Origin of the sequence: Roseiarcus sp., assembly GCF_049514155.1 — a bacterium.
GTDB lineage: Bacteria > Pseudomonadota > Alphaproteobacteria > Rhizobiales > Beijerinckiaceae > Roseiarcus.
Window position 1 is genome coordinate 11,805 of record NZ_JBEKVH010000015.1, and the last position, 13,519, is coordinate 25,323.

Consider the following 13,519-nt stretch of genomic DNA (forward strand, 5'->3'; position numbering starts at 1 on the left):
GACTTTCGTTATCGGCTTCGAGTCCCAATGACCCCCTCGCTCGAAACCCGCAATCTCACCATCCGCTTCGGCGGGCACGTCGCGGTCGACGCAGTGAGCCTCGCGTTCCGGCCGGGCGAGCTGACGGCGATCGTCGGGCCCAACGGCGCCGGCAAGACGACCTATTTCAACCTGATGTCGGGCCAGTTGCGCGCGACCAGCGGCGAAGTCTTCGTCAACGGCGCCGACGTCACCGCGCTCGGCGCGCCGCGGCGCGCGCGGCTCGGCCTCGGGCGCGCGTTCCAGCTCACCAATCTCTTCCCCGCGCTGAGCGTATTCGAGAACGTGCGGCTGGCGACCCAAGCGGCGGCGGGCGTTCATTACGAGTTCACGCGCCCCTGGACGCTGCGCCGCGCGCTGATCGAACGCGCCTATTCCGCGCTGGAGAGCGTCGGCCTCGAAGCGAAGCGCGACCGGCGCGCCGCGGCGCTGTCGCACGGCGACCAGCGCAAGCTCGAGGTGGCGATGATGATGGCGCTCGAGCCGAGCGTCTTCATGTTCGACGAGCCGACCGCCGGCATGAGCGTCGACGAGGTTCCGCTCGTGCTCGACCTGATCGCGCGGCTGAAGCGCGACGCGACCAAGACGATCCTGCTGGTCGAGCACAAGATGGACGTCGTGCGCTCGCTCGCCGACCGCATCGTCGTGCTGCACCAGGGGCGGCTCGCCGCCGACGGCGAGCCTGCGGCGGTAATCGCCTCGCCGATCGTGCAGGAGGCCTATCTCGGCGTGGCGCGGGGGACGGCCGCATGACCGCCCGGCTCGCGCTCGACGGCGTCCATACCCACATCGGCCGCTATCACATCTTGCAAGGCGTCGATTTCGACGCGCCCGCCGGCGCGACGACGATGTTGCTCGGCCGCAACGGCGCCGGCAAGACCACCTGCCTGCGCACGATCATGGGTCTGTGGCGGCCCTCGCGCGGCCGGATCGCGCTCGGCGATTCCGCGATCTCCGGCCTGCGCGCGAGCGCGATCGCGCGCGCCGGCGTCGCCTACGTGCCCGAGACGATGGCGGTGTTCGCCGACCTCACCGTGCGCGAGAACCTGTTGCTCGCCGCGCGCGAGGGGCCGCTCGACGAAGCGCGCCTGCAATGGATCTTCGGTTTCTTCCCGACGCTGAAGCGGTTCTGGTTGTCGCGCGCCGGCAGCCTGTCGGGCGGCCAGAAGCAGATGGTGTCGATTGCCCGCGCGATCGTCGAGCCGCGCCGGTTGCTGCTGATCGACGAGCCGACCAAGGGACTGGCGCCGGCGATCGTCGGCGGCCTGATCGACTGCCTGAAGGAGATCAAGCGCATCGGCGCGACGCTGGTGGTTGTCGAGCAGAACTTCCGCGTCGCGCGCGAAGTCGGCGACTGGGTGCGGGTGATGGACAACGGCCGCATCGTCCACGCCGGGCCGATGGCCGAATTCGCCGAGGACGCGGCGTTGCAGGCGCGGCTGCTCGGCCTTTCGCTGGATGGGCGCCAATGACCGCCAGCGATTTCGGCGCCGCGCTGCCGCGGCCCAAACGCGACCTTCTGCCGATCTTCGCGCCGCTGATCGTCGCGGCGATCGCCGCGCCGTTCATCGGCTCGGCCTCGAGCTTCGTCACCCTCACCGCCGCCGGCGTGGCGATGGGGATGATGATCTTCACCATGGCCTCCGGCCTGACGCTCGCTTTCGGCATGATGGACGTGCTGAACTTTGGCCACGGCGCCTTCATCTCGCTCGGCGCCTATGTCGCGACGCTGGTGTTCACGCCGCTGGCGAGCTGGGCGCAGGCCGATTCGTGGCCGCTCAATCTGGCGCTGCTCGCGTTGGCGCTCGCCGCGGCGGTCGTCGTCTGCGGCCTCTTCGGGCTCGTGTTCGAGCGGCTGGTGATCGTGCCGGTCTACGGCCAGCATCTGAAGCAGATCCTGGCGACAATCGGCGGCTCGATCGTCGCCGAGCAATTGCTCTACGCCCTGTTCGGCCCCGACGTGATCGCGCTCGCGCCGCCGGCCAGCTTCCGCGGTTCGTTCGTGATCGGCGATGCGGCGATCGAGAAATACCGCGTCGTCGCGACGCTGGTCGGCCTCGTCGTCTTCGTCGGCCTGACGCTGGCGCTCAACCGCACCAGGATCGGCCTGCTGATCCGCGCCGGGGTGCAGGACCGCGAGATGGTCGAGGCGCTCGGCTACCGCATCGACCGATTGTTCGTCGGCGTGTTCATGGCCGGCGCCGCGCTCGCCGGGATCGGCGGCGTGCTGTGGGCGCTCTATCGCCAGCAGGTGCACGCCTCGATGGGCGGCGAGCTGCTGGTGCTCTGTTTCATCGTCATCATCATCGGCGGCCTCGGCTCGGTCGGCGGCTGCTTCATCGGCGCGATCCTCGTGGCGCTGATCGACAATTACGCCGGCTTCCTCGCGCCGAAGCTCGCGCTCGTCGCCAACATCCTGCTGATGGTCGCCATTCTGCTGTGGCGGCCGCGCGGCCTCTATCCGGTCGGCGGGCGATGATGATCCTCTCCGGTCCGCCGCCGCGCGGGCGGACGCTGCAGACGCTGATCGTCGTCGTCACGCTCGCGCTGGCGCTGGCGCCGTTGCTCTTCCCCGGCGCCAAGCCGCTCAACGTCGCCGCCAAGGTCTGCGTCTACGCCCTGCTCGGCGCGTCCTACGATCTGCTGCTCGGCTACGCCGGCATGGTCTCCTTTGCCCATGTGATGTTCTTCGGCGTCGGCTCCTATGGCGTCGGGTTGGCGCTTTACGGGCTCGGGCCGAGCTGGGGCGCGGCGGCGCTCGGCCTCGCCGCGGCGCTCGGCGTCTCGACCGTGCTGGCGCTGGCGATCGGCCTGCTGTCGCTGCGCGTGCAGGCGATCTTCTTCACCATGGTGACGCTGGCGGTCAGCTATGCGTTCGGCGTGCTCGCTTCGCAGCTCGACTGGCTGACCGGCGGCGAGGACGGCCGCTCGTTCCGGGTCCCCGAGGTTCTGCAACCGGGCTTCAGACTGTTCGGCGGGCCGCTCTTCGGCGTCGCGTTCAATGGCCGACTGATCAGCTACTATCTCGTCTTCTTCGTCAGCCTCGCGCTGTTTCTGGCGCTGCTGCGCGTCGTCAACTCGCCGTTCGGCCGGGTGCTGGAGGCGATCCGCGAGAATCCGCTGCGCGCCGAGGCGCTCGGCTACCGCATCGTTTTCCACCGCACGCTCGCGACCTGCCTCGCCGCAGCCGGCGCGACGGCGGCCGGCGCGCTCAACGCAGTGTGGCTGCGCTACGTCGGCCCCGACACGGCGCTCGCCGGCTCAATCCAGATCGCCATTCTCGTCGTCGTCGTCATCGGCGGCATGGGCACGCTCTACGGCGCCGTGCTCGGCGCCGCCGTGTTCGTCGTCGCGCAGAATTATCTGCAGGCGCTGCTCGGCGCGCTTTCGGCTGGGGCGGCCGACGCCGGCCTGCCGTTGCTCACCGGCCTGTTCCACCCCGACCGCTGGTTGCTGTGGCTCGGCCTGCTGTTTGTGCTCGCGGTCTATTTCGCCCCCGCCGGCCTGGTCGGCGCGCTTCGGTCCAAGGACGAGGCGACGCCCTAGCGCGCCTTGTCGGCGCGCGCGCCGCGCCCCACATCGGCGGAAGCGGGGCGCGACTGTCCCAAAAGGCGAAGGAGGAACGCATGAAGATCGGCGTCATCGGCTCCGGCGTGGTCGGCAAGACCCTCGCGGCCGGATTCCTGAAGCACGGCCACGCGGTGACGATCGGCACGCGCGAGGCGGGCAAGCTGAAGGATTGGGCGGCCCAACACAAAGGCGCGAAAGTCGCCGACTTCGCCGAGACCGCGGCCTTCGGCGAGGTCGTCGTTCTCGCCGTCGCCGGCGCGGCGGCGCTCGACGCGCTGAAGCTGATCGGCGCCGCCAATATCGACGGCAAGCCGGTGATCGACACGGCCAACCCGATCGGCGGCGGCCCGCCGGTCCATGGCGTGCTGTCGTACTTCACCAACCTGACCGACTCGCTGATGGAGCGGCTGCAGAAGGCCTACCCGAAGGCGCATTTCGTCAAGGCGTTCAACTCGGTCGGGGCGGGGCAGATGGTCGATCCACTGTTCGCCGGCGGCAAGCCGACGATGTTCGTCTGCGGCGATAACGACGGCGCCAAGAAAACCGTCGCCAAGCTGGTCGAAGACTTCGGCTGGGAGGTCGCCGACATGGGCGCGGTCGAGGCGGCGCGGGCGATCGAGCCCTTGTGCATGTTGTGGTGCATCCCCGGCGTCGCCCGCGGCGACTGGTCGCCGCACGCCTTCAAGCTGCTGCGCTGAAGGAACCGCCGGGACGGCAGGGGGCGCCGGTCGGTTAGCCCCGTCCAAGGGGGGTGACTTCCGTGACCGGAAGCGTCGGCTTGCGGGGCGCCGGCGGCGCGCTCGATTTCGGCGTCCTCGGCGAAATGGCCGTCGGCGTCTTCATCCTTGCCTGACTGGCGTCGGCCGTCGTCCGCCGGCTCAAGCCCTACGACGAGATCGAGACCGTCGCGCCGCTGATTCGCGCCTGGGTTGCAACCGCTGAAACGGCGCCCGAACGCGCATCGCGAGTGAATTGCATGCGGGTGTGGCCGATTTGCGACACCCGCGACATCTCGATGATATTGCTGTGAAACTGCGAACAGCGGGCGCGGCCTTGCCCAGGTCTGCAGGATTTGTGACGTATTACGGCGAATGCAATCTTGACGCGTATTGCGGCCACCGATACCCGTTATGCGTTAGCGCGCTTCGCTAACGGCGGCTCAGCCTGCCCTTCAAGGTTATACATGGGGAACGCAATGAAGAAACTTGCTCTCGTCGCGGTCGCCAGCGCCGCGTTGGCGACGCCGGCGCTCGCGTCCGACCATATCAACGTGAACGTCGTGCTGAAGAACACGTCGTTCGTCTCCCAGGGCGGCAGAAACGGTAGCGCCGACGTCGCGCTCGTCGCCCAGGGCGCATTGGCGACCGTTCAGGCCCCGACATCCTCGCCGACCGTCGTCATCAACACGGGCGACGCCCACGCGCCGATCGGCAGCTCGTTCTCCTGGACCGAAACTACGCCGCCCTGATCGGCGGCGGAGCTTTGCCGCGGGGGGCCGGGGCGGCGTTTCGCCGACCTTGTGGCGCTTGAGGAATCCACCGCTGCGTGCGGGCCCTGAGCCTGCGCGCAGCGGCGAGCGACCGGTTTCAGGAGACCCGGATGCGACGCTTTCTCGACGGCCTCCGCGCAGTCGCCGGTGTTGTGGTCGCCTCCGTTGCAATCGCCGGCGGCTCGGCCGCGGCGGCAAACAATGCGTGGACCAACGTTCACAACCCTCACGCGGAAACGCCCGCTCAAGCCCGCTCGGTCGTATGCCTGGGCGGCGTGCTGAATGAGGGCGCGACCGGCGACTACCTCACCGTCGCCGACTATCCAGCCTTCGCCGCGCTGGCCGCCGGCGTACGCCGCGTCTTCATCTGCGGCGACAGCATCCCGTCTTTTCTGCCTTCGAGCGAGCGCGCCGGCTTCGCGTCGCGCCATCACTGAGACGACGGTTCGACAGCAAGGAGTTCGACGATGTTGCGCAAGTTGATCCTGGTCGGGCTGGTCGCCGGCGCGAGCGGCGCCGCGAGCGCCGATCCGCTCCAGATCCAGTCGACGACGCTGACGCAGACCAATGTCCACAATTATGCGCTGATCGCGCCCGGAAGCGTCTCGACGGAAATCACCGTCGACCAGACCGGCGCCGACAACAACACGGTCGTCGACCAGTCGGGCGACATCAACGTCGCCGAAGTCAACCAGCGCGCCAAGAGCGGCAACACCTCCGACGTCAATCAGGACGGCGTCATCAACATCGCTGCGGTGACGCAGCAATACAACTTCGGCGGCATTCCCGGCGCGACGCCCGGCTACACCGGGCAGCAGACCAATGTCGGCTTCCTGTCCGAGTTCAACAGCGGCGGCGTGAGCATCCTCGCGCTGACCGGTCCGGGCAACACGCTGATCAGCAGCTTCGGCAGGACGCACTGAATTTCGAAGCCATCAGGCTGAAGCGGGGCGGGCGATGAGAGGGGCAAGGGCGCTACTGGGGGCAATCGGAGCGATCTGCGCGATCGCGCCGGCGGCGAGCTTCGCGGCGGATACGCCCGCGGCGGCCAAGAAGGCCGCCGCGACGCAGAAGGAGAGCAAGCCGGCGTCCGAGTGCTCCGACTACGGCACGGGATTCTTCAAGCTCGGCGACTCGGGCTTCTGCGGCAGGGCCGGCTACGACGTCATGGGATTCGCCGCCAAGGATTTCGCGAGCCATGACATCGGCCTGGTCGGGCAGCGACTGCCGTCGAGCGTCTACGCCGCCGGCGTGCCGATCCTCTACTATTACGACAAGAACTTCTCGAAACAGACGCGTGACCCCTATCCGGGCGTCGACGCGCAAGTCAATTTTGTCGCCATGCGCCAGACCGACTACGGCCTGCTGATCGGCTACGTGAACCTGCGCGCCGCGGGGCAGCTGCAGGACGACGAAAGCGGCGACATGAGATACGTCGCCAACAACGCGGTCAACGGCTCGGTCCTGCAAGGCCTGGTCGATCAAGCCTGGGTCCGCCTCGACGGGCTCGAGGTCGGCGTTCAGCCGTCGATGTTCGGCTTCGCGCGTTGGGGCTATTCGATCTCCCCCGGCTATTCGTCGCTGGTGAACACGCCGGCGGTCTCCTACACCTATCGCGTCGACAATGTCGCCGGCTCGAACAATTCGGTCTCGGCCAGCATCGCGCTCGAGGATCCCAGCCGACGCGACATGGGCGACGGCGTGCTCGCCGACTACGGCGAGACCTACCGGCCGGACGTGGTCGCGCAGGCGCGGTTCGGGACGCCGAACCTGCTGCTGCACGTCGGCGGCGCGCTGCACGAGATCCACGACGTCGCCGCCTGGGACTGCTGTTATTCGCCTGATCACACGTTGTGGGGGGCCGCGGCGACCGCGGGCGGCGAATATCGCTTCAAGTGGAGCAACGTATTCGGACCGGCGGCGGGCGACACCTACGGCCGCCTGCTGCTGCAAGTCGCGGCGGCGCGCGGCGCGATCGGCTATCTCGGCATTCCGTTCTTCGCCACCGACTACGTCGTCGGCGGCGACGGCGACCTCAAAGAAACGACCGGCTATTCCGCGGTTGCCTCCTACGAGCATCTGTGGACGCCGACGGTGAAGAGCTCGATCACTTACTCGATCTTCGGCACCTCGGAAGCCTCGGACATGGAGCTGCTCGGTCCGAACGAGCCAATGTGGTTCGACGTCAAGGTGCGCGGCGCGCTGTTGCAGGGCGGGATCGAGGACATGATTCAGCCCGGCCTGGTCCTCGGCGCCGAGGCCGGCTACACCTGGACCACGGCGACCGGTAATTACGCCGGCGCGTCCTCGGCGCCGCTGAGCGTCAGCTTCCCCGACGTCGCCGCCTACGTGCGCAAGTTCTTCTAAGGAGAGGGCGGCGGCGCTTCGCCGTCGATCTCGCGCGGCGGCGCGACGACGATGCGGCCGCCGGCGAAGTCGATCTCCGGCGCCACCGTCTTGCTGAACGGCAGCAGCAGCGTCTCGCCGCCGGCGACCGGCGCGATCTCAAGGATGTCGCCGCCGCCGTAATTGCGCAAGGCCACGACGCGCCCGAGCGGCGCGCCGTCGGTCGTCACCGCCGTCAGGCCGACGAGATCGTCGTAATAGAACTCGTCCGCCGCCGGCGGCGGCAGCTGGTCGCGGCGGGCGAAGATTTGGACCCCGGTCAGCGCCTCGGCCGCATTGCGCGTCGTCACGCCGGCGACGCGGACGACCAGCATGTCGTCGCGCAGCGGCCGCACCGATTCGAAGCGGAACGCGCGCGCGCCGCTCTCGTCGGTCAGAACGCCGTAGCCGCCGATCGCCTTCGGATCGGCGGTGAAGGATTTGACCCGCACTTCACCGCGCACGCCCTGCGCGGCGCCGAAGACGCCGAGCTGGACGAGGCGCGCCGACGAAGCCATGGCTCGATCAAGCCGGGGCGGTTTCCGCCTTCTCGGCCGCAGCAGCCTTCTCGGCCGCGGCGGCCGCGGCGGCGGTGCGCTCCTGCGCCTTCTTCTTCGGCAGCGCCTTGACCGGATTGTTGTGCGCCTCGCGCTTGGCGATGCCGAGGCCGTCGAACAACCGCAGCACGCGATCGGTCGGCTGCGCGCCCTTGGCGAGCCAGGCTTTGGCCTTCTCGAGGTCGACCACCAGGCGGGTCGCGTCGTCCTTGGCCTTCAGCGGATCGAAGGCGCCGATCCGCTCGACGAAGCGGCCGTCGCGCGGCATGCGCGCGTCGGCGACGACGATGCGATAGAACGGCCGCTTCTTGGCGCCGCCGCGGGAGAGACGAATTTTCAGAGACATGGGCAGGTTCCTTTCAGATTGACGTTTGCGTTGGGTTCAAAATCCAGATCACGCCCTTCTCGCGCTTGCCGGAGAGGGGAATCACTTCTTCTTCCCGCCGAACGGAAGGCCGCCGCCGAGGCCGGGAAACTTAGGCGCGCCGAGCCCCGGCAGACCGGGGAACTGCGGCGGCAGGTTGAAAGCGCCGGGCGGCGGCGCGCTGGGTATGCCGCCCGTCGGCGCCGCCGCGCCCGCTGACTTCTGCATCTCGGCGATCTGCTCCGGGGTCGGCATGGCCGCGCCGCCGCCGAACCCCATCATCTGGCCGAGCTGGCCCATCAGGCCGCGCTTGCCCGCCGAGGCGCCCATCGCCTTCATCATGTCGGCCATCTGACGGTGCTGCTTGAGCAGGCGGTTGACCAGCTCGACGGTCACGCCGGCGCCCGCCGCGATGCGCTTCTTGCGCGACGCCTTGAGGATGTCGGGGTTGCGGCGCTCCATCGGCGTCATCGAGGAGATGATCGCGCGCTGGCGGGGGATGAGCTTTTCGTCGAGATGGGAGGCGGCGAGCTGGTCCTTCATCTTGGCGACGCCGGGCAGCATGCCCATGACGCCGCCGAGGCCGCCGAGCTTCTCGATCTGGGCGAGCTGATCGGAAAGGTCGCTGAGGTCGAAGACGCCTTTGCGCATCTTCTCGGCCATCTTGGCCGCTTGTTCGGCGTCGATCGCCTGCGCCGCCTTTTCGACCAGGCTGACGATGTCGCCCATGCCGAGGATGCGGTCGGCGAGACGGCGGGGATGGAACTCCTCCAGCGCGTCCATCTTCTCGCCGACGCCGATGAGCTTGATCGGCCGGCCGGTGACCGCGCGCATCGACAAAGCCGCGCCGCCGCGCCCATCGCCGTCCATGCGGGTGAGCACGATGCCGGTGACGCCGACCCGCTCGTTGAACGACTTGGCGAGATTGACCGCGTCCTGGCCGGTCAGCGCGTCGGCGACGAGCAGGATCTCGTGCGGGTGGGCGGCGTCGCGGATCTGAGCCATCTCCGCCATCAGCGGCTCGTCGATATGGGTGCGGCCGGCGGTGTCGAGCAGCACGACGTCGTAGCCCTGCAGGCGGGCGACGCTCTCGGCGCGCCTGGCGATCGCCACCGGGTCTTGGCCGGCGACGATCGGCAGCGTGTCGACGCCGACCTGTCGGCCGAGCACGGCGAGCTGCTCCTGCGCCGCCGGACGCTTGACGTCGAGCGACGCCATCAACACTTTGGCCTTGCTGCGCTCGGCGAGACGCAGCGCAATCTTGGCGGCGGTCGTCGTCTTGCCGGCGCCCTGCAGGCCGACCAGCATGATCGCCACCGGCGCCGGCGCATTGAGGTCGATCGCCTCCCCTTCGCCGCCGAGGGTCTCGATCAGCGAATCGTGGACAATCTTGACCACCATCTGGCCGGGCGTGACCGACTTGACCACGGCGGCGCCGATCGCCCTCGAACGGGCGCGATCGATGAACGAACGCACGACGTCGAGCGAAACGTCGGCCTCGAGCAGAGCGCGGCGCACTTCGCGCATCGCCGCGTTGACGTCCTCCTCGGAAAGAGCGCCGCGGCCGGTCAGTCGATCCAATATGCCGGAGAGCTTTTCGGAAAGGCTCTCGAACATGGCGAGCTCCTGTGGGGCGTCGGGCAGTCGGCAGCAGGCGGTGGGCGAACGAGAGGCCGCCCGTCCGCCGACGCGCCCGTTCGACTTGCCTACTGCCGACTGCCCATTGCCGACTGCCTTCCTCGACCAAACGCCCATCTCGCCCGGGGGCGCATCGCGCTGCCGGACGTTGACCGCCGGCCTCTCAAGGGACGGACGGCTGCTCGACGAGGTCAAGACCTGACGAAAACAGGCGGCAATTAAGCGCGCCGGGCGCAGAAGTCAATCGCGGCGAGGCGAATCCGGCTTTTTCAGCCGTTCCAGTCGGCGCCGCGCCCAAGCGACGCCTCGGCGAAATCTTGGGCGAACAGCGACTGTCATGCGCGCTAAGTATATTGCCAGCGGCAGCGCCTTGGTTATTGTCAGGTCCGTGGCTCACGACGTCTTCATCAGCTATTCCTCGAAGGACAAGGCGGCGGCCGACGCCGCCTGCAACGTCCTCGAACGCAACGGCGTGCGCGTTTGGATCGCGCCGCGCGACATCCTGCCGGGCGTCGGCTGGGCGGAATCGCTCATCGGCGGGATCAACAACGCGCGGGTGATGGTGCTGGTCTATTCCAGCAACGCCAACCACTCGCCGCAGATCGAGCGCGAGGTCGAGCGCGCGATCAACAAGGGCCTGCCGGTGGTGCCGTTCCGCGTCGAGGACGTCGCCCCGAGCGCGACGCTCGAATATTTTATCAGCGAGACGCATTGGCTCGACGCCTTCCCGCCGCCGCTCGAGCACCATCTCGAACGACTGGCGGACGCGGTGAAGCGGCTGCTCGCGTCCAAATTCGTCCAGCCGTTGGCGCCGGAGCCGCGGCGCGGCGCCGACGACGGCCAAGCCAGCGAAGCGGGCGACGCGACCCTCCGTCCGATCAACGCCGGCGCATCGGCCGAGCCGCCCAAGCCGCCGCCTCTGCCGCCGCCCGCCGAAGCGCGCGGTCCGGCTCAGACCGCCGGCGCCACAGTCGTGAGCCCGACGGCGGCGAATCGGACCAAGCTCGTCGCCGCAGCGGCGGCGATCGTGCTGCTGCTTGCGCTCGGCGGCGGCTTTTTCGCCTTCAAGGACAAGATGTTTCCGTCGCCGCAGGACGTCGCGGCGAGCGCGGTGGCCGCCGGCGACCGCTACCGCACCGGCCAGGGCGCGGCGCAAGACTACGGCCAAGCGATGACCTGGTACCGCAAGGCGGCCGATGCGGGCGACGCAGTGGGGCAGAACGCGGTCGGCGATCTCTACGCCAACGGTCTTGGCGTCGGCCGCGATCCGGTCGAGGCGATGATCTGGTATCGCAAGTCGGCCGATCAGGGCTATCCGGCGGCCGAGAACAACCTCGGCAATCTCTACGCCAACGGCCAGGGCGTCGCGCTCGATCTGGCGCAGGCGCTGGTGTGGTATCGCAAGGCCGCCGATCAGGGCTATGCGCCGGCGCAGGCGAGCCTCGCCAATCTCTACGTCACCGGGCGCGGCGTGCCGCAGGATTACGCCGAAGCGATGACCTGGTTCCACAAGGCCGCCGATCAGGGCAACCCGGCCGGCGAAACCGGCGTCGGCTATCTCTACGCCTACGGCCGCGGCGTGACGCGCGACACCGCGCAGGCGATGAGCTGGTACCGCAAGGCCGCCGATCAGAACTACGCGGTGGCGCAGAACAACATCGGCTACCTCTACGCCAACGGTCTCGGCGTGGCGCAGGACTTCGCCCAGGCGATGACCTGGTACCGCAAGGCGGCCGATCAGAACTATGCCGTGGCGCAGGCCAACATCGGCTCGCTCTACGAGCATGGCCAGGGCGTCCCGCAGGACTACGCGCTGGCGGCCGAGTGGCTTCGCAAGGCCGCCGACCAGGGCAACCCGGGCGCTGAGAACGACCTCGGCAAGCTCTACGCCGACGGCCACGGCGTGGCGCAGGACTATATCCAGGCGGTGACCTGGTACCGGCGCGCCGCCGACCAGGGCAATCTGGCGGCCCAGAACAACCTCGGCAAGCTCTACGCCGACGGCCGCGGCGTGACGCGCGATTACACGCAGGCGATGAGCTGGTATCGCCGCGCCGCCGACCAGGGCTTCGCGCTCGCGCAGAGCGCCGTCGGCGATCTCTACGCCAACGGCCAGGGCGTGACGCGCGACGACGCGCAGGCGTTGAGCTGGTACCGCAAGGCGGCCGACCAGGGCCTCGCCGCCGCTGAGATCAACCTCGGCCTGTTCTACGCCAACGGCCGCGGCGGCGTGGCGCAGGACTTCGCCCTTGCCGCCGACTGGTATCGCAAGGCGGCCGATCAGGGCGATGCGACGGCTCAGAACAATCTTGGCGATCTCTACGCCAACGGCCAAAGCGTGCCGCAGGACGACGTCCAGGCGCTGGCGTGGTACCGCAAATCGGCCGACCAGGGCTACGCGCCGGCCGAGACCAGCGTCGCCTATTTCTACGAGCGCGGCCGCGGCGTCGCGCAGGACTATGCGCAGGCGGTCGCGTGGTACCAGAAGGCCGCCAACCAGGGCAACGCGATCGCCGAGAACAATCTCGGCCTGCTCACCATGAACGGCCAGGGCGTGACGCGCGATTACGCGCAGGCGATGACGTTGTTCAAGAAGTCCGCCGACCAGAACGATTCTTCGGCGGTCGACAACGTCGGCTATCTCTACGCCAACGGCCTCGGCGTGCAGCAGAGCTGGACCCAGGCGATGACCTGGTATCGCAAGGCCGCCGACCTCGGCAACGCGGTCGCCCAGGCCGACGTCGGCGACCTCTACGCCAACGGCCAGGGCGTTGCGCAGGACTTCGCCCAGGCGCTGTCGTGGTATCGCAAGGCCGCCGACCAGGGCAACGCTTCGGCCGAGAACAACCTCGGCTACTATTACGAGAAAGGCCGCGCCGTCGCGCAGGACTACGGTCAGGCCGCCGTCTGGTACCGCAAGGCGGCCGAACAGGGCCAATCCATCGCCGAGAACAATCTCGGCGTCCTGCTGATGAACGGCCAGGGCGTCCAGCAGGACTACGCCGAGGCGATGACCTGGTTCCAGAAGGCGGCCGCGCAGGGCAATTCCGCGGCGCAGGACAACATCGGCTATCTCTACGCCATGGGCCACGGCGTCGCGCAGGATTACGCCCAGGCGATGACCTGGTATCGCAAAGCCGCCGACCAGGGCAACGCGCTGGCGGCGGTCGACATCGGCGACCTCTACCGCGACGGCCATGGCGTGGCGCAGGACTACGCCCAGGCGCTCAACTGGTATCGCAACGCCGCCGAGCAGGGAAACCCCGACGGCCAGTTCAACCTCGCTTCGCTGCTCGAGCACGGCCAGGGAACCGCCGTCGACGTCAACCAGGCCGTGAGCTGGTACCGCCGCGCCGCCGAGCAGGGCAACACCGGCGCCGCCGAAGCGGTGAAGCGGCTGACCGGCCAGGCGGTGACCGTCAAGAAGTGAAGGCGGCGGAGCGGCCGCGCGAACCGGGGCCGCCGTCGGCAACGACG

At 68.7% G+C, this 13,519-nt stretch carries 13 protein-coding genes; 10 read left to right on the plus strand and 3 right to left on the minus strand.

Features of this window, described 5'->3' with window-relative positions; translation table 11 throughout:
• Nucleotides 1-27: 27 nt before the first annotated feature.
• From ABSF49_RS03730 to ABSF49_RS03770, 9 genes are all read left to right on the plus strand, one after another.
• Entirely contained in the window at nt 28-792 is a 765-nt protein-coding gene (locus ABSF49_RS03730) for an ABC transporter ATP-binding protein (RefSeq protein ID WP_424111288.1), read from the plus strand.
• Nucleotides 789-1,511, plus strand: coding sequence for an ABC transporter ATP-binding protein (locus ABSF49_RS03735; protein ID WP_424111289.1), 723 nt, complete (start codon nt 789-791; stop codon nt 1,509-1,511). Before ABSF49_RS03730 ends, ABSF49_RS03735 begins: the two co-directional genes overlap by 4 nt.
• A complete protein-coding gene (locus ABSF49_RS03740; protein ID WP_424111290.1) occupies nt 1,508-2,518 on the plus strand; it encodes a branched-chain amino acid ABC transporter permease in 1,011 nt (336 codons plus the stop codon). Before ABSF49_RS03735 ends, ABSF49_RS03740 begins: the two co-directional genes overlap by 4 nt.
• Nucleotides 2,515-3,585 (plus strand): branched-chain amino acid ABC transporter permease, encoded by a 1,071-nt coding sequence (locus tag ABSF49_RS03745; RefSeq protein WP_424111291.1) that lies wholly within the window; start codon nt 2,515-2,517, stop codon nt 3,583-3,585. Before ABSF49_RS03740 ends, ABSF49_RS03745 begins: the two co-directional genes overlap by 4 nt.
• A gap of 80 nt (nt 3,586-3,665) precedes the next feature.
• Nucleotides 3,666-4,307, plus strand: coding sequence for an NADPH-dependent F420 reductase (locus tag ABSF49_RS03750; RefSeq protein WP_424111292.1), 642 nt, complete (start codon nt 3,666-3,668; stop codon nt 4,305-4,307).
• Between the two features lie 497 nt (nt 4,308-4,804).
• Nucleotides 4,805-5,077 (plus strand): hypothetical protein, encoded by a 273-nt coding sequence (locus ABSF49_RS03755; RefSeq protein WP_424111293.1) that lies wholly within the window; start codon nt 4,805-4,807, stop codon nt 5,075-5,077.
• Between the two features lie 131 nt (nt 5,078-5,208).
• Nucleotides 5,209-5,535, plus strand: a complete 327-nt coding sequence (locus ABSF49_RS03760; protein WP_424111294.1) for a hypothetical protein — start codon at nt 5,209-5,211, stop codon at nt 5,533-5,535.
• A gap of 30 nt (nt 5,536-5,565) precedes the next feature.
• Nucleotides 5,566-6,021 carry a hypothetical protein gene (locus tag ABSF49_RS03765; protein WP_424111295.1) on the plus strand — a complete coding sequence of 152 codons (456 nt, stop codon included), beginning with the start codon at nt 5,566-5,568 and terminating at the stop codon, nt 6,019-6,021.
• 34 nt (nt 6,022-6,055) lie between these two features.
• Nucleotides 6,056-7,465: a porin gene (locus tag ABSF49_RS03770; RefSeq protein WP_424111296.1), complete on the plus strand. Its 1,410-nt coding sequence runs from the start codon at nt 6,056-6,058 to the stop codon at nt 7,463-7,465.
• Here ABSF49_RS03770 and rimM read toward each other — a convergent pair.
• The 3 genes from rimM to ffh form a co-directional block, all read right to left on the minus strand.
• Entirely contained in the window at nt 7,462-8,001 is a 540-nt protein-coding gene (gene rimM, locus ABSF49_RS03775; protein WP_424111297.1) for a ribosome maturation factor RimM, read from the minus strand. The genes ABSF49_RS03770 and rimM overlap by 4 nt on opposite strands.
• 7 nt (nt 8,002-8,008) lie before the next feature.
• On the minus strand, nt 8,009-8,386 hold the full coding sequence (gene rpsP / locus ABSF49_RS03780) for a 30S ribosomal protein S16 (protein ID WP_424111298.1): 378 nt from the start codon (nt 8,384-8,386) through the stop codon (nt 8,009-8,011).
• An 81-nt stretch (nt 8,387-8,467) separates the two neighbouring features.
• The gene (gene ffh, locus ABSF49_RS03785) at nt 8,468-10,021 is read right to left on the minus strand and encodes a signal recognition particle protein (protein WP_424111299.1); all 1,554 of its coding nucleotides are present in this window, start codon (nt 10,019-10,021) and stop codon (nt 8,468-8,470) included.
• Between the two features lie 409 nt (nt 10,022-10,430).
• On the opposite strand from ffh, the gene ABSF49_RS03790 reads away from it, so the two are divergent.
• Nucleotides 10,431-13,472, plus strand: a complete 3,042-nt coding sequence (locus tag ABSF49_RS03790) for a toll/interleukin-1 receptor domain-containing protein (RefSeq protein ID WP_424111300.1) — start codon at nt 10,431-10,433, stop codon at nt 13,470-13,472.
• Nucleotides 13,473-13,519: the final 47 nt, after the last annotated feature.